This is a genomic window from Catellatospora tritici (assembly GCF_019083965.1).
Lineage (GTDB): Bacteria > Actinomycetota > Actinomycetes > Mycobacteriales > Micromonosporaceae > Catellatospora > Catellatospora tritici.
In genome coordinates this window covers 1-23,869 of the sequence record NZ_JAHRCY010000002.1, presented here as the reverse complement: position 1 = coordinate 23,869, position 23,869 = coordinate 1, and the positions used below count along the sequence as shown (strand labels likewise).

General features: G+C 71.4%; 22 protein-coding genes. 9 read left to right on the top strand and 13 right to left on the bottom strand.

All coding sequences use genetic code 11. The features are described 5' to 3' along the window. Window position 1: 1 nt before the first annotated feature. Window positions 2-577 carry a hypothetical protein gene (locus KUA19_RS03995; RefSeq protein ID WP_217394741.1) on the bottom strand — a complete coding sequence of 192 codons (576 nt, stop codon included), beginning with the start codon at window positions 575-577 and terminating at the stop codon, window positions 2-4. A gap of 142 nt (window positions 578-719) precedes the next feature. Beyond that, complete coding sequence (locus KUA19_RS03990) at window positions 720-1,814, bottom strand: carboxymuconolactone decarboxylase family protein (RefSeq protein ID WP_217394740.1); 1,095 nt, start codon at window positions 1,812-1,814, stop codon at window positions 720-722. A 482-nt stretch (window positions 1,815-2,296) separates the two neighbouring features. Here KUA19_RS03990 and KUA19_RS03985 point away from each other — a divergent pair, with 482 nt between their 5' ends. The 3 genes from KUA19_RS03985 (at window position 2,297) to KUA19_RS03975 (ending at window position 5,725) form a co-directional block, all read left to right on the top strand. Continuing rightward, a complete protein-coding gene (locus KUA19_RS03985; RefSeq protein WP_372451761.1) occupies window positions 2,297-2,866 on the top strand; it encodes a DUF5987 family protein in 570 nt (189 codons plus the stop codon). Beyond that, window positions 2,863-4,530 (top strand): FAD-dependent oxidoreductase, encoded by a 1,668-nt coding sequence (locus KUA19_RS03980; RefSeq protein ID WP_217394738.1) that lies wholly within the window; start codon window positions 2,863-2,865, stop codon window positions 4,528-4,530. The genes KUA19_RS03985 and KUA19_RS03980 overlap by 4 nt, the downstream gene beginning before the upstream one ends. Before the next feature lie 82 nt (window positions 4,531-4,612). Then, window positions 4,613-5,725, top strand: coding sequence for a carboxymuconolactone decarboxylase family protein (locus KUA19_RS03975; protein ID WP_217394737.1), 1,113 nt, complete (start codon window positions 4,613-4,615; stop codon window positions 5,723-5,725). A gap of 58 nt (window positions 5,726-5,783) precedes the next feature. Here the strand turns inward: KUA19_RS03975 and KUA19_RS03970 are convergent, their stop codons facing one another. Continuing rightward, on the bottom strand, window positions 5,784-6,542 hold the full coding sequence (locus KUA19_RS03970) for a hypothetical protein (protein ID WP_217394736.1): 759 nt from the start codon (window positions 6,540-6,542) through the stop codon (window positions 5,784-5,786). Window positions 6,543-6,713: 171 nt separating this feature from the next. On the opposite strand from KUA19_RS03970, the gene KUA19_RS03965 reads away from it, so the two are divergent. Both KUA19_RS03965 and KUA19_RS03960 read left to right on the top strand, forming a co-directional pair. Continuing rightward, entirely contained in the window at window positions 6,714-7,526 is an 813-nt protein-coding gene (locus tag KUA19_RS03965; protein ID WP_217394735.1) for a TIGR03084 family metal-binding protein, read from the top strand. Between the two features lie 328 nt (window positions 7,527-7,854). Further along, window positions 7,855-9,225 carry an FAD-dependent oxidoreductase gene (locus tag KUA19_RS03960; protein WP_217394734.1) on the top strand — a complete coding sequence of 457 codons (1,371 nt, stop codon included), beginning with the start codon at window positions 7,855-7,857 and terminating at the stop codon, window positions 9,223-9,225. A 132-nt stretch (window positions 9,226-9,357) separates the two neighbouring features. Here KUA19_RS03960 and KUA19_RS03955 read toward each other — a convergent pair whose 3' ends face one another. The 6 genes from KUA19_RS03955 to KUA19_RS03930 form a co-directional block, all read right to left on the bottom strand. Then, window positions 9,358-10,506, bottom strand: a complete 1,149-nt coding sequence (locus KUA19_RS03955; protein WP_217394733.1) for an RCC1 domain-containing protein — start codon at window positions 10,504-10,506, stop codon at window positions 9,358-9,360. Between the two features lie 269 nt (window positions 10,507-10,775). After that, window positions 10,776-11,966, bottom strand: coding sequence for an acyl-CoA dehydrogenase family protein (locus KUA19_RS03950; protein WP_217394732.1), 1,191 nt, complete (start codon window positions 11,964-11,966; stop codon window positions 10,776-10,778). Between the two features lie 32 nt (window positions 11,967-11,998). Further along, a complete protein-coding gene (locus KUA19_RS03945; protein ID WP_217394731.1) occupies window positions 11,999-13,573 on the bottom strand; it encodes a GMC family oxidoreductase in 1,575 nt (524 codons plus the stop codon). A 114-nt stretch (window positions 13,574-13,687) separates the two neighbouring features. Continuing rightward, complete coding sequence (locus KUA19_RS03940; protein WP_217394730.1) at window positions 13,688-14,161, bottom strand: SgcJ/EcaC family oxidoreductase; 474 nt, start codon at window positions 14,159-14,161, stop codon at window positions 13,688-13,690. A 15-nt stretch (window positions 14,162-14,176) separates the two neighbouring features. Next, the gene (locus tag KUA19_RS03935; protein WP_217394729.1) at window positions 14,177-14,620 is read right to left on the bottom strand and encodes an SgcJ/EcaC family oxidoreductase; all 444 of its coding nucleotides are present in this window, start codon (window positions 14,618-14,620) and stop codon (window positions 14,177-14,179) included. A 37-nt stretch (window positions 14,621-14,657) separates the two neighbouring features. After that, the gene (locus KUA19_RS03930) at window positions 14,658-15,137 is read right to left on the bottom strand and encodes an SgcJ/EcaC family oxidoreductase (RefSeq protein WP_217394728.1); all 480 of its coding nucleotides are present in this window, start codon (window positions 15,135-15,137) and stop codon (window positions 14,658-14,660) included. Between the two features lie 185 nt (window positions 15,138-15,322). On the opposite strand from KUA19_RS03930, the gene KUA19_RS03925 reads away from it, so the two are divergent. Then, complete coding sequence (locus KUA19_RS03925; protein ID WP_254548650.1) at window positions 15,323-15,688, top strand: nuclear transport factor 2 family protein; 366 nt, start codon at window positions 15,323-15,325, stop codon at window positions 15,686-15,688. Between the two features lie 13 nt (window positions 15,689-15,701). Here KUA19_RS03925 and KUA19_RS03920 read toward each other — a convergent pair whose 3' ends face one another. Further along, window positions 15,702-16,001 (bottom strand): DUF2795 domain-containing protein, encoded by a 300-nt coding sequence (locus KUA19_RS03920; RefSeq protein ID WP_217394726.1) that lies wholly within the window; start codon window positions 15,999-16,001, stop codon window positions 15,702-15,704. A gap of 183 nt (window positions 16,002-16,184) precedes the next feature. Here KUA19_RS03920 and KUA19_RS03915 point away from each other — a divergent pair, with 183 nt between their 5' ends. After that, entirely contained in the window at window positions 16,185-18,047 is a 1,863-nt protein-coding gene (locus KUA19_RS03915) for a HEAT repeat domain-containing protein (RefSeq protein WP_217394725.1), read from the top strand. Window positions 18,048-18,127: 80 nt separating this feature from the next. On the opposite strand, the gene KUA19_RS03910 is transcribed toward KUA19_RS03915, so the two are convergent. Both KUA19_RS03910 and KUA19_RS03905 read right to left on the bottom strand, forming a co-directional pair. Further along, the gene (locus tag KUA19_RS03910) at window positions 18,128-18,826 is read right to left on the bottom strand and encodes a GNAT family N-acetyltransferase (RefSeq protein WP_217394724.1); all 699 of its coding nucleotides are present in this window, start codon (window positions 18,824-18,826) and stop codon (window positions 18,128-18,130) included. Between the two features lie 64 nt (window positions 18,827-18,890). Continuing rightward, complete coding sequence (locus KUA19_RS03905; RefSeq protein WP_217394723.1) at window positions 18,891-19,922, bottom strand: MBL fold metallo-hydrolase; 1,032 nt, start codon at window positions 19,920-19,922, stop codon at window positions 18,891-18,893. A gap of 165 nt (window positions 19,923-20,087) precedes the next feature. On the opposite strand from KUA19_RS03905, the gene KUA19_RS03900 reads away from it, so the two are divergent. Next, complete coding sequence (locus KUA19_RS03900; protein ID WP_217394722.1) at window positions 20,088-20,651, top strand: TetR/AcrR family transcriptional regulator; 564 nt, start codon at window positions 20,088-20,090, stop codon at window positions 20,649-20,651. A gap of 12 nt (window positions 20,652-20,663) precedes the next feature. Here the strand turns inward: KUA19_RS03900 and KUA19_RS03895 are convergent, their stop codons facing one another. Then, the gene (locus KUA19_RS03895; RefSeq protein WP_217394721.1) at window positions 20,664-21,233 is read right to left on the bottom strand and encodes a hypothetical protein; all 570 of its coding nucleotides are present in this window, start codon (window positions 21,231-21,233) and stop codon (window positions 20,664-20,666) included. A gap of 284 nt (window positions 21,234-21,517) precedes the next feature. On the opposite strand from KUA19_RS03895, the gene KUA19_RS03890 reads away from it, so the two are divergent. Further along, a partial coding sequence (locus tag KUA19_RS03890; RefSeq protein ID WP_217394720.1) for a DNRLRE domain-containing protein occupies window positions 21,518-23,869 on the top strand: 2,352 nt, incomplete at its 3' end.

Below are 23,869 nucleotides of genomic sequence, written 5' to 3'. Positions count from 1 at the left end.
ATCACGCCGCGGCGGCCACCGGCCGGGCCGCGCAGGTGCACGCGGCCGCGCGGAACTCCACCTGGTTCGGCCGCAGGTGCAGGTACATCGCGACAACCATCGGCAGGAACACGATCGTGTTGTAGAACAGGTGCAGCTCCACCCGAGGGAAGACCAGCTGCGCGATGCTCGTCGGCACGGCCTTGCCGAAGAACATCGTGTGCGACTGCGCCTGGATGAACAGGAGCAGGTGCTCGATGTGGTGCCAGAACTGGATGCCGAACGCGATCATCCACCAGATGTACGAGCGGCCGGTGAAGCCCTTGCGCAGCAGGAACAGCCCGATGACCATCACCAGGGCGTACCCGTAGTGCAGCCACTCCGACGAGACCAGCCACGGGAAGAACTGGCCGAGCACGCCCCGGGCCTGCGGCCTCGGCCGGTCCAGCACCCAGATCTGGTACGCCTGGGTCAGATGCTCGGCCCAGTGGGCCAGCACGACGAACATGAACACGTTCAGTGCGGTGCGGTGGCCGGCCGCGTTGAGCCAGCCGGTCGTGGCCGGGCTGCGCCCGGTCGACGCCTCGAAGGTCGTCACGTCCCCTCCCCTGTCGACAGAATCCACCACCGACAGTCGTCGACGACCCGGCGGCGATCGCTACGCAATCCGTGCGGCGACCGGTACAGCGTGATAGGCAAACCTCACCTCGCACATCTTCCAAAATGCTCTCTCAGGCCGTCTACCAAGCAATATGGCCACTTGACGGAAGCTGCGCGCCGGTCGGCAGATGCCAGCCGCCCACTCGGCGGGCCGCCGCGCAACTGGCCCAGGCAGCCACCTCGACCAGCGCCGCCTCCCCCGGATGCCAGGCCCGGAACTCATCCACCACATCGGCGTCCACCTGGTACGACGCCAGCGCCGTCAGCAGCGCCAGCCGCGCCGCGGCCTGGTCGGCCGGGCCGAGCCCGGCGATCAGCCGTTCGCACCACTGGCGGCTGAGCCCGGTCTCCTCGCCGCGCCAGCTGTCCAGCCGCCGGTTGACCAGCTCGCGCACCTCCGCGGAGAGCACCCGCTGCCCGGCGTCCTCGAACGCGGCGTAGGCGCGGGCGACCGCGGCGGCGATCACCGGATTGTCCTTCGCCCAGGCCGCGTCGGGTGGCAGCGGTGCGGGCGGCAGCAGCGGCAGCGACCGGCCCGGGGCGCGCGGGTCGCGCAGGGTCGGGCGCAGCACCCGGCTCACCCCGCGCTTGAACCGGCGCCGGGCGGCCGGGCCGAGGCCCGGCGGCAGCAGGAAGCTGGACAGGAACACGTTCACCATGCGGGTCAGGTAGTGCAGGCTGACCAGCACCCCGACCAGTTCCGGCCGGTCGGCCTCGGCGAACGGCGCGGGCACGGCGGCCGGGTCGTCGGGTTGGGCCGCGGTGCGCGCCCAGGCCGCGACCGCGCGCACCCGGGCGTCGTCCAGCTCGTCCACCCGGTCGGCGACCAGCGCCTCGGCGTCGTGCTCGGTGGCCAGGTCGTACATGCCGACGCTGTGCATGTCCACGCAGTAGGGGCAGATGTTGGCCACCGAGACCACGGTCGCCACCGCCTCCTTGGCCGCGCGGTCCACGGTGTCGGTGGGCAGCATCGGCTCGCGCATGAGCGCCCAGTACGCCGCCGCCAGCCGGGGCGACACCGAGTGCAGCTGCACCGGCGGGACGACCAGGCCCATCTCCTCGGCGACCTGCGTGTAGACCTCGGCCAGTTCGCCCCGCGCGGCCGCCACGGGCACCGGGGTGACGTACTTGACCTGACGCTGGACCACTGACGACGCGATACGGGCGATGAGCATGCCTGCCTCCCCTGCGGCTGGTCGCCCGCCCGTCGCGCCGGCGGCGGCGATCCAGACATGGCGATCCTTTCCCAGTATTGGGCTGTCCGCGCCGGACGCAACGGCGGCGGCCCAGGCGAGCACCTTCGGAGAAATCGCGTGCCGCCGCGCGCACCGCACATCGTTCTACCTGTGCGCTATCCATTTTCGATGGGAACGGTTTCCGGCGTGTCGCGATTGGTGTCGCAATGGCGTGTCACTTCGATCGATGCCCGGAATGGATAGCGGCACTCCTCAGCAACCAGAGAGATGCGGCTGCAGGAACGCCGAACACACGATGATGCGGCAGTGAACCGTTCCCCAATCAACGATCGGGGCACTGTGTGAATGAGCCGCGCCCGCATTCCGACGCGCTTTCGACGGAAAGCGTAATCGGTGTGCGAGGCATGCCTGCCCTTGTCCTGACCATCCCGTGTGCCCATCCCTAGGCAGGAGGCGCCCCCGTGCACACCGAAATTCCCGACCCTGAAGCGTCGCGCGTCATGACGCTCGAGGCGTTCGCGGACACGATCATCCCCGGTGCCAAGCGGTCGCCCGACGACCACGCGATCGCCGGCGCAGCCGAGGACGGCGGTGCTGTCGAAGCCGGCGCCCTGGCGATGCTCGAAGACCCCGCGGGCGGCCTCGCCCACTCCCTGGAAGGCTTGGCCCAGCTGCTGAATCTGCAGGCGTCGCTCTACGCGGGCGAGCTCGACCTCGCCCTCGACGAGGCGCTGCCCGCGTTCGTGGCGCTGAACCACGACCACCGCACCAGGCTGGTCCAGCGGCTGTGCCACCCCGAGCATCCCGAGAAGACGCTGTGGGTGGGCCTGGCCCTGTTCTGCAACATGGCGTTCGACAGCGCGGCGCACATGAGCACCCACGACGCGCTGGCCCAGGGCCATCCCGGGCTGAAGATCATCGGCTACGCCAAGCCGAACCCCGACGGGCTCTGGCGCTTCCCGCGCTACTCCTACGGGCGTGCGCTGTCCGACCTCCACCCGCAGACCAACTCGACCGGGAGCCTGGCGTGAACAGCATCGAGAGCACCGACGTCGTCGTCATCGGCAGCGGGTTCGGCGGCGCCATCGCCGCGTACCACCTGGCCGCCGGGGGTGCGCGGGTCGTGGTGCTGGAGCGCGGCCCGTGGCTGGCCGCCGACGACTTCGACCACGACTTCAAGCTGGGGTCGTCGTACACGCGGATCTTCGACTTCGTGGTCGGCGACGGGATGAGCATCCTGTCCGGCAACTGCGTCGGCGGCGGCAGCGTGGTCTACTTCGCCACGATGCCGCGCGCGCCGCGGTACATCTTCGAGCGGCACGGCAGCATCGGGCGCCGCATGTGGCCCGCCGCGATCGACCGCGACACCCTCGACCCCTGGTACGACCGCGTCAGCGAGTCGCTGCCGGTGACCATGACCCCGTGGGAGACGGTGCCCTACGGCGGCGGCATCTGGGCCGCGGCCTGCAACCACGCCGGGCGCACCGCCAACCCGGTGCCCTCGGCCGTCGACACCGACCAGTGCACCAACTGCAACTGGATGATGGGCGGCTGCAAGTTCGACGCCAAGAAGTCGCTGCTGCTCAACTACCTGCCCGCGGCGCAGTCGCACGGGGCGCAGATCCGGCCGCTGCACGAGGTGCAGCACCTGGAGCGCACCGACGACGGCGGCTACCGGGTGCACTACCGCATCGTCGACGACTCCGACTACCGCATCCTGCACGAGGCGGGCACGATCGAAGCCAAGATCGTGATCGTGGCGGCCGGCACCGGCGCCACCCCGCCCATCCTGCAGCGCTCGGAGAAGTATCTCGGCAAGATGCCGCACGCCGTCGGGCGCTACTTCTCCGGCAACGGCGAGCGGCTGAACACCGTCGTGTTCGACGAAGACAAGGTCCGCGACGTGCTGGGCCTGGACCGCGGCGACGGGGTGCCGTACGAGGCGCACCAGATCGGCCGGGGTCCGGTCGTGGCCAGCTGGGACAAGCTCGACGGCAACCTGCCCGAGTACGAGCGCTACTCGCTGGAGCAGCTGTACTTCCCGCCGGGGCTGGGCACCATCCTGGCCCAGGTGCCCGGGGCGACCGGCGCGCCGGGCGACCCGACCTGGTTCGGGCCGCGCAAGAAGGACCTGCTGCGGGAGTGGAAGTCCTGGCTGACCATCTTCACCATGTCCGAGGACGACAACGAGGGCGTGTTCGGGCCCCCGCCGGAGACGGGCAACGCCAACCGGTTCTCGCAGCAGATGCTGGGGCACGGGCCGCTGTCGTACAAGCCGACGGCCAACACCTGGCGCGGCTGGAACCTGTCCGACGCCGACGTCAAGGACATCGTCGAACGCGACGGCATCGCCAAGGTCGCGCCGTGGACCAACGACCTGGTCGGGGCCTACACGGTGCATCCGCTGTCGTCGTGCCGCATCGGCGACGACCCGGAGACCTCGGCCCTGGACGACCGGCACGAGCTGCGCGGCCACCCCGGCATCTTCGTCACCGACGGTTCGGCGGTGCCCTGCGGGCTGACGGTGAACCCAGCGCTGACCATCTCGGCCCTGGCCGAGCGGGCCATGCCCGGCATCGTGAAAGCGCTCAACGAGCGGGGTGTGCGCTGCACCTACGGCGCGCCGATCCCCGGCCACACCACCACCACGAAGCTCACGAAGGTCACGAAGGTCAAGGTCGGCGCCACCAGCTGACCGCCCCGCCGCACGGCCGCAGCGGCACCCCTGCCGCTGCGGCCGTGCGGCGCAGGTACCCCACCAGCAGAAAGGTATCGCCATGGCGTCACTGCTCGCCCTGGTGTCCCGCCGCCCGACGCTGAGCCATGTCAAGCACATCCGCCCGGTCAGCCCGACCGCCGCGGACGGCCTCGTCGCGCAGGTCTACGAGCAGGTCGAACGGGAGTTCGGCATGCTCGCCCCACCACTGATCCTGCATTCGCCCGTCCCGGAGATGCTCGCCGCGGGCTGGACCGTGCTGCGCGAGACGCTGCTGGTCGAGCGGGGCACCACCCGGGCCGTCCGGGAGTTGGTCGCCTCGGCGGTGTCGCAGGCAAACGCCTGTCCGTACTGCGTCGACATTCACAGTTCCACGCTGTCGGGGCTGGTCGGCGGGCATCCGGACGCCGCCGCCGTGGCCGCCGACCGCGTCGACGAGATCACCGACCCGCACCTGCGCGCGCTGGCTCGGTGGGGACGCGCCAGCGGCCTGTCGGGGCAGCTCGCCCCGGCGCCGTTCCACGCGGGACAGGCGCCAGAGCTGATCGGCACCGCGGTGACCTTCCACTACATCAACCGCATGGTCAACATCTTCCTGCCGGACACGCCGCTGCCGCCGGGCGTCTCCGGCGGCGGCCGTCGGGCGCTGCTCAAGCTCGCGGCCCGGGTGATGGGCGGCATCGCCCGGCGGTCCAACAGCACCGGGCAGTCGCTCGGGCTGCTGCCGCCCGCCGCGCTGCCCAGTGACATGGCGTGGGCCGCGGGCATGCCGGACATCGCGGCGGCGTGGTCGCGCGCGGCCGAGGCGTACGACGCGTGCGGTCGCGCCTACGTGCCCGAGCGGGTGCGGCTGCTGCTGCTCACGCGCCTGAACGCGCGCGGCGCCGAGGGTCCGGGCCTGTCCAACCGGGTGTGGCTGGAGACCGCCGTCCAGGGCCTGCCCCTGGCGGACCAGCCCGTCGGGCGGCTGGTGATGCTCACCGCCTTCGCGGCGTACCAGGTGACGCCGCGGGTGATCGAGGAGTTCCGGCGGGACCGGCCCGGTGACGACGCCCTGGTGGCGGTCACCGGTTGGGCCGCGATGACCACCGCCCGGCGCATCGGCGCCCGGCTGGCCGAGGACCTGGCCGTCGGGTTGCACAAGGAGGCTGTCGTCACCGAGGACGTCGCCTGACGCGATCGGCCCGGACGCCTCCCGCGTCCGGGCCGATGCGCTGCTCAGCGCGACCGGTTCACCAGGCGACCGGGTAGTACGGCACCGACCAGCCGCGGTACGACACGTGGTCGGTGTAGCCGGCGACGCCGACCTTCCCGCCCACCGAGGTGCCGATGACCTTGCCCTCGCCGAGGCTGATGGCGACGTGGCCACTGCCGGCGGAGTTGTGGTACCAGACCAGCGCGCCGCGCGGCGGGATACCGCTGGTGTGCAGGTAACCGTGGCTGCTCTCCCAGTCGCCGCCGATCTCGGCGGTGTTCCAGCCCGACCCGCCCCAGCCGTACGCCTGCGCGGTGAAGGCCAGGCACAGGTTCTCGTACGCGGTGGAGCCGTAGTGCTGGAAGGCCCAGTTGATGGCCCCGTTGGCCGAGCGCGGATTCGACTTCGACGACGGCTCCGCCCCCACGTAGGTGCAGGTGTTGACGATCTGGCCGTCCGAGCCGGTGTACACGTACGCGTCGGAGACCATGCCGCCGTTGGACAGGAGGTCCCACACGTTGGTGGTGCCGTAGGTGCCGGTGACCGTCTCGCCGGTGGTCTGGCACAGCAGGGTGACGCCCGCGCCGTCGGCGACGGTGCGCCACCCGTCGTAGTTGGTGCCCGGCGCGGACCGGACGTTGAGCGGGCTGCCCGCGGTGTTGATGGTGCCGGGGGCGGAGGCGGCGTACGCCATCGCCGTGCCCGGCATGGTGACGACCAGGCCCACGGCCGCCGCGGCGCAGGTGATGCCCCAGCGGACGGAACGCTTCTGCAGCGTATCGATGAATGCATGCATGTCGCTGACGGTAGGCGCTCCGGATACACCTCCACTCCAGCTTCGCTACACGTCGACCACCTCGCCTTATCGAGTCGTGCTGATGTTCGCCAGGGCACGCGGGAAGAAGCCCGCGACGGCCGCGCTCGGGCAGGCTGTGCTGGTAGGAGACGTTCCGACTAGGGAGACCCTGTGACACAGACACCCGACGTGGTCGCCGCGCTCACCGCCGACGGCGACGCCCTCGACCGGATGGTCACCGGCCTCGGCGCCAGCGGCTGGGACGCGCCCACGCCCGCCGAGGGCTGGACGGTCAAGCACCAGATCGCCCACCTCACCTCGATCTTCTGGATGGCCGAGAAGGCCGCCGCGACCCCCGAGGCGTTCACCGCGATGTCGGCGAACCTGGGCCCCAACTTCAACGACAACGTCGCCAAGGCGATGGCGCCGTTCCTGGACATGCCCAACGAGATGCTGCTGGGCAAGTGGCAGGAGCAGCGCGCCAACACCGAGCAGGCGCTGGCCGCGCTCCCGCCGGACCAGATCGTGCCCTGGCTGGTGCGCCCGCTGCCCGCCGGGATCCTGGCCTGCGCCGGGATGATGGAGCTGTTCGGGCACGGGCAGGACGTCGCCGACGCCCTCGACGTCAAGCGCGAGCACACCGACCGGCTCGGCCACCTGGTCGGCTTCGCGGTCCGCACCTGGGACTTCGGGTACACCGGCCGCGGGCTGGACGTGCCCGCCGACCCGTTCCGGTTCGAGATCACCCTGCCCTCGGGCAGGGTGATGGAGTTCGGCCCCGCCGACGCCGCCGACCGCATCAGCGGCCCGGCCGTCGACTTCTGCCTGCTGGTGACCCGCCGTCGGCACCACCGCGACCTCGCCGTCACCGCCAGCGGCCCCAACGCGGTGCCGTGGCTGGAGATCGCCCAGGCCTACCGGGGCCCCGGCGGGAAGGGCCGGGCTCCCGGACAGTTCAGCGACGCCGGCAAGTCGGCCGCCTGAGCCCCGTTCCACCACGCTGCCGTCCGGGCGCCCGGTCCGGACGGCAGCACCCTGTCCATACCGGACCGCCAGACGTGAACACCCGGTCCGGGCGCGGTCCCTCAGCGCGCGCCCGAACCGGGTGTGGTGCTCAGGACGGCGGCGGCCGCACCGCCCCGCCCCGAGTCTTGATCGATGATCACGCATCGGCGAGCCCTTGGTCATCTCCGTTCGTGCGCATCCGTCAGGGTCGCGCAGCCCGCCAAGTGCGCACGATAGCGGCAGCCAGCGGCTTCGCGCCGTGGTTGCATACATCTGGCATTGCCGATCAGTTGGGAGGTCAACCACCATGGCGGACATCGGGCAGCCGATCGGCGACCGTGCGGTCGTGATCGGAGGCAGCATCGCCGGCACCCTCACGGCGCGGGTGCTCTCGGAGTTCTACCGCGAGGTCGTCGTCGTCGACCGTGACGAGATCATGGGCGTGGCGGGGCCGCGGCGCGGCGCCCCGCACAGCGTCCACGCGCACGGCCTGCACGCCCGCGGCTACCTCATCCTCACCGAGCTCTTTCCCGGACTGCTGGAGGACGCGCGCCAGCTCGCCGGCCTGACCATCCGCGACTTCGGCGGCATGCGCTGGATCTTCGACGGGCGGCCCATCAAGCCCGCCGACACCGGGCTGCTGTCGGTGGCCGGGTCGCGGCCCGTGCTGGAGAACTACCTGCGCAACCGGGTCGCCGCCATCCCCGAGGTGCAGTACCTCGAACGCACCGACGTGCTGTCGCTGCGCACCGACGCCGCCCGGACCACCGTCACCGGCGTACGGCTGCGCCAGGGCGACCGCGAATGGGATCTCGACGCCGACTTCGTCGTCGAGGCCACCGGCCGCGGCTCCCGGCTGCCCGCGTGGCTGGCCGAACTCGGCTACGAGCGGCCCACCGAGGAGCGCATCAAGATCGGTCTGGCGTACACCACCCGTACCTTCCGGCGGCGTCCCGGCACCTTCGGCCCACCCCAGGCGATCAACCCGGTCTCCTCGCCCACCTTCCCGCGTGGCGCCTTCTTCGGCCAGGCGATCACCGGCGACTGCCGGGTGTCGCTGACGGGCATGCTGGGCGACCTGCCCCCGGGGGAAACCCAGCAGTTCCTCGACTTCACCAAGTCGCTGCCCGCGCCCGACATCCACGAGGCCATCGTCGATGCCGAACCGATCGGCGAGGCGGCCTCGTTCACCTTCCCGGCCAGCGTCTGGAAGCACTACGAGCGGCTGGACCGCTTCCCCGACCGGATCGCCGTGCTCGGCGACGCCGTGTGCAGCTTCAACCCCGTCTACGGCCAGGGTATGACCGTCATCGCGATGCAGGTCATGAAGCTGCGCGAGCACCTGAGCCGCAACGGCGGCCGGGACACCGCCGGGCTGCGGCAGGCGTTCGCCGACGCGATCGCCGACCCCTGGCTCATCTCCACCAGCGGCGACCTGGAGTTCCCCGGGGTGGCCACGCACCGCCCGCTCAAGCAGCGCCTGCTCAACGCGTACCTGACCCGGCTGCGCTACGCCGCCACCAAGGACCCGGCGGCCACGACCGCGCTGATGCGGGTCAACGGCCTGGTCGACCGGCCGAGCGCGCTGTGGCGGCCGGGCCTGGTGGCCAAGGTGCTGTGGCTGTCCCGTGACCTCGACACCACCCGGCGCGAGGAGCCGGTGCCGGTACCGGTCTGACCGCGCCGCAGGCCGACCAGCGGCCCGGCTAGCCACGAGGCGCCCCCGCGGCCTCCCGCCGCCGGGGCGCCTCACGCTGTCCCGCGGCGAAGGCACAGGGCAGCCGGTTGGAAGAGACGGAACCCGGGTGCGTCAGCCCGCGGCTACGACGTGCAACCCGCCAGCCTCGATGGAGCTGACGTTGTCGAGTGTGGTCTGGACGATGATCGGCCTGTTTCTGGTCGTGGTGGTGCCGTCGCCGAGCTGGCCGAGACCGTTGAGACCCCAGCTCGCGACAATGTCGTCGTCGGCTTCGAGGAGAGCCAGGGCGAACTCGGCACCGGCGGCGATGGCACGGACGCCGGTGAGGTTGACGACATCGACGGGGGTGGTGCGGTCACCACCGGTGACTCCGATGCCAAGCTGGCCCTGCTCGTTGTCTCCCCAGGACTTCACGCGACCGTTGGCCCGCCGAGCCAGGCTGAAGGCGAGGCCCGCAGCGACCTCGCGGACGTCGGTCAGACCGGTGACATCGACCGGAGTATCGCGCTCGCTGGTGCTGCCGTCGCCGAGCTGACCGTCGAAGTTGGCTCCCCACGCCTTGACCCTGCGGTTTTCCAGTAGCGCCAGGCTGTGTGAATTGCCGGCGGCGATCGCCCGAACTCCCGAGAGGTTCGCCACCTCGATCGGGTTGTCGCTGAAACCATCGCTCGTGCCGATACCTAGCTGGCCGAGACCGTTCTCGCCCCAGGCCATGACCTTGCCGTTGTCCAGCAAAGCCAGGCTGAACAGAAACCCGGCGGATATCGCTTTCACATTGTCCAGGCCGACGATTTCCACAGGTATCCGTTGAATGCCGCCGTTGGTGCCGATGCCCAGCTGGCCGCGACTGTTGTCGCCCCAGGCCATGACCTTGCCGTTGTCCAGCAAAGCCAGACTGTGGAAGCCGCCCGCCGCGATGGCCCGCACCTTCTGCAGGCCGACGACTGCGCCGGGGACCGGATGATTGGCGGTCGTGCCGTCGCCGAGCTGCCCTGCCTGGTTGTTGCCCCAGGCTCTGACCGTGCCGTTGTCCAGTAACGCCAGGCTGCTCCAGATGCCGAGCGACAGCGCTTGGACACCGGTCAGTCCCTCGACGGCGGCTGGTGAATGCCGGTCCGTCGTCGTGGTGTCACCGAGCTGGCCGAACTCGTTGTATCCCCATGCGACCGGATGACTATCGTCTGCTGCGGCAGCCGCGCTGGCGCTTGCCCCGGTCACGGCCGACAGGCTCAGAACGGCTCCCAATGCGAGAAACGCCATCGGCCGTCTGATGATGCCGCGTGGTCTCATCGTGCTCCCCCATGTGCTCACTTGGGCTACGGGTGTCGGATCGACAAACCCGCAGCTCCCGGACGTGTCCTGGTGTATCAGGGCCCGACCGGAACAGACCGTCGACTCGCCGGTGCCCTCAGTGCCTGGACACGGATCACAAGCCCAAAGACGTCCCCCAGACCCCCGAGCAGGTAGGCGGCAGAGACGCCAAGTGGTGGCGCCCAGCACAGGCGCCACCACTTCCCGAACCGAACCGGTCAGATGTACGGGGTGTTCGGCTCCAGGCCGACCAGGATCCGGCCGTACAGCTCGAAGTTGGTCTCCGGCACCGTGATCGCGTGCTTGCTCATCGCCAGCATGTCGCGTTGGATGCGCTGGATCGGCACGTCGGTGTAGATCGAGCCGCCGCCGCTGGCGTTGGCCAGCATGTCGACCGCCTCCCGGGACAGCTTGGTGATCGAGCCGATGTCGGCGCGGGTACGGGCCCGCTCCTCCAGCGTCCACGGCTCACCGGTGAGGCCCTTGCCGTCCACGGTCTTGGTGATCCGCTGGGCGTGCCAGTCCGCCTCGTCGATCTTCATGGCCGCCTCGGCGACCTGCATGTGCGTCACCGGCGCGTCCGCGGCGTGCTCGTAGTTCGTGTAGGTGATCTTCCGGGAGGGCAGCCGCTCCAGGAAGTTCTCCTTCGCGGCCATCGCGGTGCCGACCAGCGCGCCGCCGGTGGCCGCGTTGGCGACGCCGAGCAGCGTGTTGCGGTACATCGGCAGCTCCGCGTTGAGCGGGCTCTGCGACTGCCCGGCCAGCACGAACGGCAGCGGCACCAGGCGCTCGGCCGGGACGAACAGGTCCTTGGCCACGGTGGTGATGCTGCCCGAGCCCTGCAGGCCCGAGGTGTGCCAGTCGTCGATCAGCTCCAGCTGGGAGATCGGCACCAGGCCGACCACCGGCCACGGGTTGACCCCGTCCGGCGACGGCGCCATGACGATGATCTCCTGCCAGTGGCTGTGCAGCGAGCCGCTGATGAAGCCCCACTTGCCGTTGACGATCAGGCCGCCGTCGGTGGGGGTGCCCATCGCCGACGGGCTGAGCGTGCCGCAGACGCGTACGTCCGGGGTGGAGTAGACCTCCTTCTGGGTCTCCTCCGGAAACATGCCGACCATCCAGCCGGGGATGGCCCACACCGACACGACCCAGGCGACCGAGGCGTCGCCGCGGGCGAGCTGCACCAGGACCTCGTGCAGGGTCTGCGTGTCGGCCTCGTATCCGCCGAAGCGGGCGGGCACGCGCAGGCGCAGCAGGCCCGCGTCGGCCAGCGCCTCGACGACCTCGTCGTGGATGCGCCGGTTGGCCTCGGTCCAGGCGCCGTGCTTGCGCAGCAGCGGCACCAGGCCGGCGGCCCGGTTGACCAACTCCTCCCGCGTGGGGGCGTTGGTGATACTGCTGGTCATCTGATCCTCCAGGGGGTCACGGGACGGGGGTGTCAGGCGGCCGGGACCGTCTGGGGCGCCAGCGGGGCGAGGCCGGCGATCAGGTCGGCGGCCTTCTCCGCGATGGCCATGACCGGGGCGTTCGGGTTGCCGCGGATCAGCGTCGGCATGACCGAGGCGTCCACGACGCGCAGTCCGTCCACGCCCACGACCTTCAGCTCCGCGTCGACGACCGTGCCCATGGCGCAGGTGCCCGCCGGGTGGAAGATCGAGTGCGTGTAGTGCCGGACGTAGTCGCGCATGTCGGCGTCGGACTCCGAGGCCGGCGGCTCGTGCATGCCCGTCGCGTACGGCGACATCGCCTGCTGCCGCGCCACGTGCATCGCGATCCGCGTCGCCACCACCGCGTCGTCCAGGTCGGACGACTCCGCGTAGTAGTTGTGGAAGATCTTCGGCTTGGCGGTCGGCTCGTCGGTGGCCAGCACCACGGCGCCGCGGCTGCGCGGAGCGAGCATGGTCGGGCCGAACGAGTACGAGTGGTGCGTCGGCGTGCCCAGGCCGCTGTCGGCGAACATGACCGGTGCGCCGAGGAACTCGACGTCGGGGGCGGGCAGCCCGTCGCGGGTGCGGATGAACGCGCCCGCCTGGGGGCCGTTGGCCGTCATCGGGCCGCGACCCTCCTTCATGAACAGCTCCACGTTCTCCGGCGTGCCCGCGACCAGCATGCTGATCGGGATGTCGTGGGTGTACACCAGCGGGATCAGCGCGTGGTCCTGGAGGTTCTGGCCGACCTGCGGGTTGTCGAGCACCAGCGGGATGCCCAGCGCGCCCAGCAGCGCGGCGGGGCCGATGCCGGACAGCATCAGCAGGTGCGGCGAGTGGTAGGCGCCGGCGCTGACGATGACCTCGCGCTCGGCCCGCAGCGTGATCTCCTCGCCCAGGCGGGCGCCCACCACGCCGACGGCACGGCCGTTCTCGATCAGCACGCGGCGCACCTGGAGGTTGGTCTCCAGGGTGAGGTTGGGTCGGTTCAGCGCCGGGTGCAGGTAGGCGGTGGCCGCGCTGACGCGGTAGCCGTCCTTCTGGGTCACCTGGAAGAAGCCGAAGCCGTCCTGGCTGTCGGCGTTGAAGTCCTCGTTGAACGCGTACCCGGCCTGCACCCCGGCCTCGACGAACGCCGCCGCCGACGGGTTGAGCGCCCGACCGTTGGACACCCGCAGCGGGCCGCCGACGCCGTGGTACGCCGAGGCGCCGTTCTCGTTGTCCTCGGCGCGCTTGAAGTAGGGCAGCAGCTCGTCGAAGCTCCAGCCGGTCTGCTTCCACTCGTCGAAGTCCAGCCGGTTGCCACGGATGTAGACCATGGTGTTGATCGAGCTGGTGCCGCCGACGACTCGGCCTCGGGGCAGGTAGATGCGGCGCCGGGCCAGCTGCGGCTCCTCATGGGTGGCCAGGTCCCAGTCGTACTGGGAGCGGAACAACTTGCCGAAGGCGACCGGCACGTGGATGTTCGGGTCGGTGTCCGGCGGCCCCGCCTCGACCAGACACACCTTCACGTCGGGGTTCTCCGACAACCTGGCGGCCAGCACGCAGCCCGCCGAGCCGGCGCCGACGATGACGTAGTCGTACACTCGATTCCTCCTTTATCCGGAAATTCGTCGCATGCCGTGCTCAGCAAGGCATGCGCGCCTGCCACGACCGGCGGACCGGGACCGTGGCGGGCACGCACGCCTGCTTGTTGCTGGTCAGCCCTTGATCGGGCTGCTCTGATGGGACACCAGGTTCAGCTCCCCATCGGGCTGCCGGGTGACGATCCAGGTCGCGCGGATGAAGTTCTCCGGCGCGATGTCTGTTTGACCCGGCATGATGATTCCGCCCTCGGTGACGACCATGGCAGCGTTCTCGGACAGGAACTTGACCTCGATGGGCCAGCCGGTCACCCGCGCGCCCTTGAGGGGCCCGTTGAAACCGGCGTTCATGTACGAGCGGATGTCTTCCTTGCTCGTCAACTGGTGGTCGCGCATCAGCAGGCTGCCGTTGTCCGTGAAGACCTCGGCGAACGCGTTCGCGTCGTTGGTCTCCCAGGCCGCCTGGATACGCTGCGGGACCGTCAGCACCGCCTTCTGGTCGGCGCTGGTGAACCCGCGGTAGAAGTCGTGGTTCTCGACCACACCTGCCTTGTCGAGCAGGTCGGAGGCCGTGCCCCAGGGCTTGGACATGCGCTCTCCCACCGATCAGTTCTTGACCGGGCTGGTCTGGTAGGAGGCGATGCGCCAGTCCCCGTCGCGCTTGACCACGACCCACACGGTCCGGAAGGTGAAGTTCTCGTCGCCGTCGCGCGCGACCCCGCCGTCCGCGATGACCACGGCGGACGTCTCGGTCAGCAACTTGATCTCCCGCGGCTCCTCGATGAGACGGGTGCCCTTCCAGCCGGCGGCGAACGCCTCCGCCATGTACTGGCGGATCTCCTCCCGGCTGATCAGCTGGCGGTCACCGAAGAGGGCGCTGCCGTTGTCGATGAACATGTCGGCGAACGCGTCGGCGTCGTTGGCGCCCCACGCGGCACGGACCCGCAGCGGCGCCGTGAGTACCGCACCCTCGCTGCCGTTGGGGAAGTCACCGTAGTTGGCGGCCCACTCCTTGGCACCTTTGACCAGCATTGCGGCTTTGTTCGTCATTGCGACTCCTCCTCCTACGGAAGTTGGGTGCGGTGGGTTACCAGCGCAGGGTGGCGCCCTCGCCGCGCGGGCTGTTCTGGTAGCTGGCCAGCAGCCACTCGCCGTTCTGCTTCACGCAGGTCCACGTCGAGCGGACAGCGAGCTCCGGCGCGATCTCCGTCTCCCCCGGCGCGAGGATGCCGCCGTGGGTACGGATCAGCACCACGTCGTCGGAGACGAAGCGGACGTCGACCGGGGCGCCGGTGACACCGGTGCCCTTGAACGGACCCGAGTAGGCGGCCGCCATGAAGGAGCGGATCTCCTCCCGGCCCCGCTTGTACACGTCACCGGGGAGGATGAGGATGCCGTCCTCGGTGAACGAGTCCGCGACGCCCGAAGCGTCGTTGCGCGACCAGGCAGAGACCAGGCGCACGGGTACGCTGAGGGCCTCCTTCTCCTTGTCGCTGGTGAACTTCCCGTAGTACGCGTCGAGGCCGCCGGCGCTCGACTCGATGTCCGGCGCGACCGTCGTAGTCATGCCTGCACTCCAATCTGTGCGGTCACCGAACTGGGCGAAGCGAGAACGTGCACGCACGTCGATTCGCTTCGCCACCATCCTGTTCGGTGCGCATACGCCCTGCACCTCCGAGAGTGCGGTCGCCACAGAGGGCGTTCGCGGAGGTCGGCAACCAGGAAGATGACCCTCGGGGGAGGATGGGTGGCATGTCGCGCAACAAGCAGACGGTCGAGCGCTACCTGGACGGATTCCGCCGCCACGACCACGGGCAGATCCTGTCGTGCCTGACCGACGACATCGAGTGGACCGTCTACGGTGCCTTCCACCTGACCGGCAAACAGGCGTACGACGCAGCGATCGAGGGTCCGGGCTTCATCGGACCGCCGACGCTGAACGTCGTACGCCTGGTCGAGCAGGACGATGTCGTGATGGCCGAACTGACCGGCTCGGTCACCAGGGACACCGGCGAGGTGATGCGCATGTCGATGGCCGAGGTGTTCGTCATGCGCGACGGCCTCATCGCGCAGCGCCGCGCCTGGGTGATCGAACTGAAGGAGGACGACTACCGCTGACCGGCCATCACCGTCAGCTCAGATGGGTGTCGGGCACCGCGCGCAGGTAGGAGGCGACGCGTTTGTTGTGGGAGCGGGCCTGGGCCGCCCGCTGCCAGGAGGTCGTGCCCTCCTCGACCGACGGGTCGAGCCGCACCGAACTGCGCAGCTCCGACATGTTCCGGTAGATCTCCGGCGGCAGGGTCCGGGCGAGCTTCACCACGCCGCTGTCACTGGTGTACTCGAGCACGTGCGCGAGGATGGCGTCCTTGTCGGCCGGGAAGTCGATGTCGCGCAGAGCCTGCTGCATCTGCGCCCAGTCTTGGTTCTGCATAGTTCGACTCTGGCCCGCCGGGGCGGGCCCCATCGGGGGTTCGCGCAAATCCGCGCGGACGCGATCCGGATGTTGCGGCCGAGCATGGCTCAAAGCACGCCGTGTCACCGGCGCGGTGGCTACCTGCCGGGACAGGGGTGGACCGCGTTCGGGCCGACGCGGGCGTACGGTTCAATCGGAGCCATGACTACGGCGAAGATCAAGCGGCTGGCCGCTCGCACCCACCGCGGGCAGACGTTCGGGCGCGACGGCGACTTCCTCGCCCACCTCGAACGCGCCGCCGCCGCGGTCACCGGGTTGACCCGCAACCCGGCCGCCGCCCAGGCCGCCTGGCTGTACGCCGCGCCCGACGCCGGGGTGGTCCCGGCCGACCTGCACCGCCTCGGCATCGCCCCGAACACGGTCCGCCTGGTCGAAGCGCTGCAGCGGCGGCCCGAGGAGCTTTACGTCGCGCCGCACAACTACGCCGAGCGGCTGCTGCGCACCCCGGACGCGGCGCTGGTCCGCTACGCGGTGCTGACCGACCTCTACCGCCACCGCGCCGACGAGTCCGCGTACGAGGACCTGCGCAAGGAGCACATCCACCTCGCCGACGCGCTCGGGCTGCCTCGGCCATCGCTGAACCCGAAGAACCCGCTGGCCGGGCAGGGCCTCGCCGCGCTGGTCGACGCCCGGCCGGGCGTCGGTGGGCACTGGGGCCCGGTGGCGCGGGCGATGGGCGAGCTGCGCGACGCCGCCGCGCTGCCCTACCTGGTGGAGGGCTACCACGCCGAGAACGTGCCCGACGGCCGGTTCTGCTGCCTGGTCGCGGTGCAGGCCGCGATCCACACCATCGTCACCCGGCCCGAGAACGCCTCGACCGCCCCGGTCGACGCGCTGATCGAACAGTGGTGGGACGCCGAGAACGGCTGGGAGCAGCGGGTCGCGGTCTGGGGGCGGGCGGTGGCCCGCGACCGCGCCCACCGCGACGCCCTGCTGTGCAAGGTCGCCGCCAACGAACCCGGCACGGTGTCCTCGGCCATCCCCGGGCTGGTCGGGCCGGGCTGCGTACGCGAGGTCGCGCTGCTGCGCACGGTGGTGGAGCGCGACGACCCGCGCTGGCGGTGGGCCCGCCGCGCCGCGGTGGCCCGGCTGGTCGAGATCGGCAGCCCGGAGGCGGCCACGGTGCTGCGCGAGCGCCCGCTCGACCCGACCGACCCGCCCTGGCACGCCGACCCGACCTGGCTGACCGCGCACGGCGCCGACGTCGTCGACACCCTGGTCGCGTACCTGGACGAGTACGCGTGGGTGCATGAGGGCCCGTTCGCGCTCGGTGAGCTGCGGGCGGTCGAGGGGGTGCCCGCGCTGTGCGCGATGCTGCGCTCCGCGAACCCGCCGTTCGCGGCGATCGACGCGCTGGGCAAGATCGGCTCGCCGGACGCCGTGCCGACCCTGCTGGAGTGCCTGCACCACGACCGCCCCGAGGTACGTGACCTGGCGCTGCGCGCGCTCAGCCGGATCAGCGACCCCCGCGTGGTGGCCGCCGCGATCGAGGCCTGCGACGACCCGGACCCGCGCGTGCGCGAGCGGGCGGTGCGGGTGCTGGCCCGCCACGGTGACGAGCGGGCGGTGCCGCAGCTGATCCGGGCCTGCGACACGGCGTACGCGCTGGTCGCGCTGCGCGCGCTGGTCCGCCTCGGCGACCCGCGCGCCCTGCCCACGCTGTGGCACCTGTTCGGTGACGCCACCGCCGACCGGGCGGTGCGGCACACCGCCGGGCAGGGCCTGGCCGCGATCGCGGGCCCGCAGCAGTACGTGCACCACACCCGGGATCTGCGGGTCCGCCGGGCCTACGTGTGGCTGCTGGGACACAAGCCCGAATGGAAGCCGGAGTATCAGCTCAAGACCGCCACCGCCGACGACGATGCGATCATGCGGGCGCGTGCGGCCGAGGCGTTCGGGCGGCTGGGCGATCCCGCCGGGGCTGAGCACGTACGCCCGCTGCTGGACGACCCCGACCCGCGCGTGCGTGACGCGGCCGCCACGGCCCTGCGCCGCCTGGCCTGAGCCGCCGACTGCGTGAGCCGCCGATTGCCCTGGGCCGCCGATTGCCCTGGGCCGCCGATTGCCCTGAGCCGTCCGGCGGCTCAGGGCTGCGGCACCTCGACCACCGCGAACGGCGTCTGGCGCCGCCGTTCGAAGCCGAGCGCCTGATACAGCCGGATCGCGTTGGTGTTGGTCACCGCCGCGTGCAGGAACGGCGTGTCGCCACGCGCGTGGACGACCGCGCCCACGGCGCGGACCAGCCGTCCGGCCAGCCCTTGCCCGCGTGCCGCCGGGTCGGTGCAGACCGCGCTGATCTCGGTGTACCCGGGCAGCCGCAGCCGCTCGCCGGCCATCGCCACCAGCACCCCGTCGCGCCGGATGCCGAGGTAGGTGCCCATCTCGACGGTGCGCGGCCCGAACGGGCCGGGCTTGGTCCGGGCGACCAGGTCGAGCATCTCCGGCACGTCGGCGGCGCCGAGCAGCACCGCCTCCGGCTCCTCCTGGTCCACCACCCCGGCGACGTCCACCAGCTGCACGCCGTCCAGCCCGAAGCGGACCGTCCACCCGTCCGGGACCTCGAAGTCGCCGGTGAGCAGGGCCGACCCGCCGGGGCCGAGCAGTTCGGCGAAGTCCGCCCAGCCCTGGGCGCCCGCGCCCGGGGCGACGGCCCCGAACGGCGAGACGTCGGAGTCGAACACGCCCGCCTGGCCGTGGCGCCGGGCCAGGCCCGCCAGCGGTCCGCTCAGCGCGGCCCAGGCCACGTTGTCGAGCAGGTCGCCGCCGACCCTGTTGCCGCTCATACCGTTTCCCCCGCGCCGTGGTGGATCAGACCATCCGCATGGTATCGACCCCGGCCGCGCTCACTCAGGCCAGCGGCTGCCACCACGGGTCGATCGCGGGCGGGGCGTCGACGTCGACGCGCTCGCCGGGCCGGGGCACGGCCAGGGTGACGTCGTGCGCCTTGGCCTCGCGCCACACCCGCTCGACCGGCTCGGACCAGGCGTGCAGGGCGAGGTTGAAGGTGGCCCAGTGCACCGGGATGAGCAGGCCGCCGCCGAGGTCACGGTGGGCCTCGACGGCCTCCTCCGGGAACATGTGGATCTGCGGCCAGGCGTGGTCGTACGCCCCGATCTGCATCAGCGTGGCGTCGAAGGGCCCGTGCCGGTGCCCGATCTCGGCGTAGCCACCGAAGTAGCCGGAGTCGCCGGTGTAGAAGACGCGCCGCTGCTCCCCCGCGATCACCCACGAGCTCCACAGCGTGTGGTTGCGAGACAGACCCCGGCCGGAGAAGTGCTGCGCCTCGGTGGCGGTCAGCGTCAGGCCGCCGATCTGGGCACTTTCCTCCCAGTCCAGCTCGATGATCCGGTCGGCGGGCACGCCCCAGCGGTCCAGGTGCGCGCCGACGCCCAGCGGCACCAGGAACGGCGCGCTCTGGGTGCGGGTCAGGTGCTCGATCGTCGGCATGTCGAGGTGGTCGTAGTGGTCGTGTGAGATGACGACGGCGTCGACGGCGGGCAGGTCGGCCAGCGCCACCGGCATCGGGTGCAGCCGCTTCGGGCCCGCGAACGGGGTCGGCGAGCAGCGGTCGCTCCAGACCGGGTCGAGCAGCACGCGGCGACCCTCGATCTCGACCAGCGCGGTGGCATGGCCGTACCAGGTGATGTGCAGGCCGCGGTCGGTGGCCGGGGCGCCCGGGGTCACCAGCGGGACCGCGCCGGTGGGGGTCCGCCGCTGCTTGCCGAACAGGTATTCGCGCAGCACCTTGCCGCCGGGCGTGACGGTGCGGGTCGGCGCGGTGTTGTGGAACGTCCCGTCGTGGAAGTGCGGGGAGCGTCGCACGCGCTCGCCGCGCGCGCCGTCAGGGCGGGCGCCGAGCGCCGCGAGGATGCCACGCATGATCAGTCCTTCGTCCAGGGGTCGACCGGCGTGCCGGTGGCGTACGTATAATCGGAACGTGCGCCCCACTTACTATACGGAACGCTCGCCCCGGTTGCCATCGGCCGTCGGCGTGATACGCGCCTCCGCCACTCGGCGCGCAGGTCAGGGCGCACGGATTCAGCCATGAGTGGCGATCGACCCCTGCGCGCCGACGCCCGCCGCAACCGCGAACGGGTGCTCGCCGTGGCATACGAGGTGTTCGCGGCCGAGGGCCTGTCCGTGCCCATCGACGAGATCGCCCGCCGCGCGGGGGTCGGCGCGGGCACGGTCTACCGCCACTTCCCCACCAAAGAGGCGCTGTACGAGGCGATCGTGCTGGACCGGGTCGACCGCCTGGTCGGCCGGGCCCGCGAGTTCGCCGACGCCGACCCGGCCGAGGCGTTCTACGGGTTCTTCGCGTTCATGACCGACGAGGGCGCCACGGACAAGGGGCTGGCCGAGGCGCTGGCCGGCGCCGGGTTCGACATCGAGGCCACCGCGCCCGGTGCCGAGCAGTCCTTCATGGACGCGATCGGGGCACTGCTGGCCCGCGCCCAGGCCGCCGGGGCGGTGCGCCCCGACCTGACCGCCGCCGACGTCAAGACCCTGATGGTGGGCTGCCAGGCGATGCAGCGCTACCGAGGTCGGGACCTGGGGCCGGTACTGGAGGTCATCCGCGACGGGTTGCGCGCACCGCGCGGCACCTGACCCCCCGCCTCGTCACATCGTGAGATCGATCAGGCAGTAGGCCTCGTCCTGGTGCGTGATGCTGATGCGCTCCACCCCGTCGACGAGCACGGCACAGGTCACCGACTTGCCCGGGGCGACCACCCGCACCGCGATCTGAGCGGCGTCGTCCTCGGTCTTCCAGAACCACTCACAGGGCAGCGGGACCTCGTCGTGGCTGGCCCCGCGTGGCCAGGACCAGTACACCGTGGCCTTCGCGGGGCCGCTGGCCCGGAAGGTCACCAGGTGCGACGCACGGGCGTACGGCGAGGAGAGCGGCTGCGCCGACCAGAGGTCGCTCGGCTGCGGCGGGCGGGCGGCCGGGGAGGCGAGCAACCGTCGCAGGAGCCCGCAGCAGCACAGGAGCAGTAGCAGCGCCAACCCGCCCGCGACCAGGCCCACGATCAGCTTGCGATGCCGCCCCTCGCCCGTGGCCGGCGGTGCGGCGACGGGGTACGGATGCGGCGCACCGGACCCCTGCGCGCCGGCGTAGGGCGACGGGGTCGGCACGTAGGGCGGGGGCGGCTCGGGCGGCTGCCAGGGCGGGTCGGGCGGTTTGATCACGGGCGCGACAGTAGCGGTGCCCCGCGAGCAGGCACGCATCGGTGTCCACGCCGACCTGGCGCCGGTGGACGGCCGGCCCGCCACCTCACCCGGACGGTCGCAGCCAACCGTTGCGGCACAGGCGATCCGCCACCCGGGCGTGGGCGGCGGGCGCACCGACTGCCCCCTACCGACGTCGATTTGATGGTTAGCTTCAGCCGCCTGGGGCGGTGGGCGCCCCGCGGGGAAGGGATGCACTGTTCATGCGAGGACACGGTTCGCGACGTGGACGCGGGTGGGTCGCGATGGCGACCGTCGCGCTCTCGTCGCTGGTGGTCGGGGTGGCAGCGGTGCCCGGTGGCGCCGCAGCGGCGAGCACCGCAGCGGTGACAGCACCGGCGGTCGACCCCGACACGTTGACGGTGGCGCAGGCGGTCGCGCAGGCCAGGAAATCGGGCGAGCCCGTCGTCGTGACCGGGTCGACAACGTCCACCAGCGAGCTGGTCGCACGCCCGGACGGCGGCATGTCGCTGTCGCTGAACGCGCAGCCGGTGCGCAAGCGCATCGGCACGAAGTGGTCGCGATTGGATGCCACGCTGCGCCCCAACGCAGACGGTTCGGTGTCACCGGCCGTCACGACCGCGCCGGTGCGGCTGTCCGGCGGGGGCAACGGGCCGTTCGCGACGATGGACGGCGGCGCGGCCGGGCTGTCGCTGTCGCTGCCGATGACGCTTCCCGCGCCCGTGCTGTCGGGTGACACCGCCACCTACGCCGAGATCCTGCCCGGGGTCGACCTGCGGGTGCGGGTCACCGACCAGGGCGGGGTGAGCGAGGTGCTGGTGGTCAAGGACGCGCGGGCGGCCCACGATCCGCGGCTACGCGAGCTGCGGATGGCGACCCGGGCCACCGGAATGACGCTGCGGGTCGACGCCGACGGCGGCCTGTCCGGCCGGGACGGGTTCGGCCAGACCCTGCTGCGGGCCCAGCCCCCGAAGATGTGGGACTCCACCCCGGTCGGTGACGTGCCGCAGGTCAAGGGCCGCATCGCCGACGGGCGCCCGGCGCGGTCGTCGGCGGTGGCCCCTGGCGCCGCCGCGACCGTGGGGCGGATCGGGCTGGCCGTCGGTCCGGACGCGATCACGCTGACGCCCGACCTCGCGCTGCTGACCGGCGCGAAGACCACGTATCCGGTGTTCATCGACCCGACTCCGGTGTGGACGCCGAAGAGCTACAACAAGACCGGGTGGGCCTCGGTGGCGCAGCCGTACCCGTCGAGCAGCTACTGGAACGACACTCCCGACCCCGACGGGCACATGCAGGTCGGCAACTCGGGGTCCATGTGGTCGCACACCCTGATCAACTTCGCGCTGCCGACGCTGGCGGCGGGCAGCACCGTGCACAAGGCGACCCTGCGCAGCCGCGAGGTGTGGTCGTGGTCGTGCACCGCGAGCACCGTCAACGTGTACGCCCCGACCGCGTACACCCTCTCGTCGTCGAACGCGACCTGGAACTACTGGAACGGCAAGCAGGGCAGCGTGGTGGACGGCCAGCCCGAGGCGCACGGCTACAGCTCCTCGTGCCCGGCCGCCGACGTCGAGTTCGACGTGCTGTCCACCGTCGCCGCCCGACTGGGCAACACCCAGACGTTCCTGCTGATGGGCAGCAACGAGGCCAACGACCACAACTCGTGGAAGGAGTTCGACCCGAACCTGACCACGTTGAACCTGGAGTACAACCAGCCGCCCAGCACGCCGACGAGCCTGTCGACCTCACCGCTGACCACGTGCACGGGCCTGACGACCATCGGCGACGCCGATGTCAGCCTCCGGGCGGTGGTGGCCGACCCGGACGGCGGGTCGGTCGGGGCCGGTTTCGAGCTGTGGAAGTCATCCGCGCCCGGCACGATCCTGTACTCCACCAACCCGGCGAACTTCGACTTCGGGTCCGGCAGCACCGCCGTCGCGATCGTCGGCAAGGCCGTCCTGGAGAACGCCGCCGCGGGCGCCGTCACCACGTTCTCGTGGCGGGTGCGGACCTACGACGGCTTCTCGTACAGCCCGGCCTACTCCACCACCTGCCAGTTCAAGTTCGACCCCACCCGGGCCGGGCCGCCGGGCGTCACCGTGGCCGGTGGCGCCACCGTGGGCGCGTCGGTACAGGTGACGATCACCCCGCCGGTGACGGGCACCGCGCCGACGTCCTACATGTACCAGCTCAACGCCGGCACGCCCGTTCCCGTGGCGGCCGGGCAGCTCACGTTCGCCATCGTGCCGACCCGGTTCACCAACACCATCACCGTCACCGGGCTGTCGGCCGGCGGCAACGTCGGCGACAGCGCCTCGCTGACCTTCACCGCGCAGGCCGGCGCACCGGAGGCGGTCGACGACCTGACCATGGACGGCCGGGCCGACCTGCTGTCCACCGGACGCGCGAGCAACGGCCTGCCGGGTGGGCTGTGGCTGGCCAAGGCGACCAGCGGCAACCGGCTGGACCAGGTGGCGCACGACATCGGCATCAACGGCACCGGCGTGTTCGGCACCTCCAGCCCGCACGAGTACGACGCCGCCGCCAGCACCGCCACCGGCACCTTCACCGGCGGCACCCAGAACGACGTGCTGGCCTACTACCCGGCCGACACCACCCTGCAGCGCTCCGGC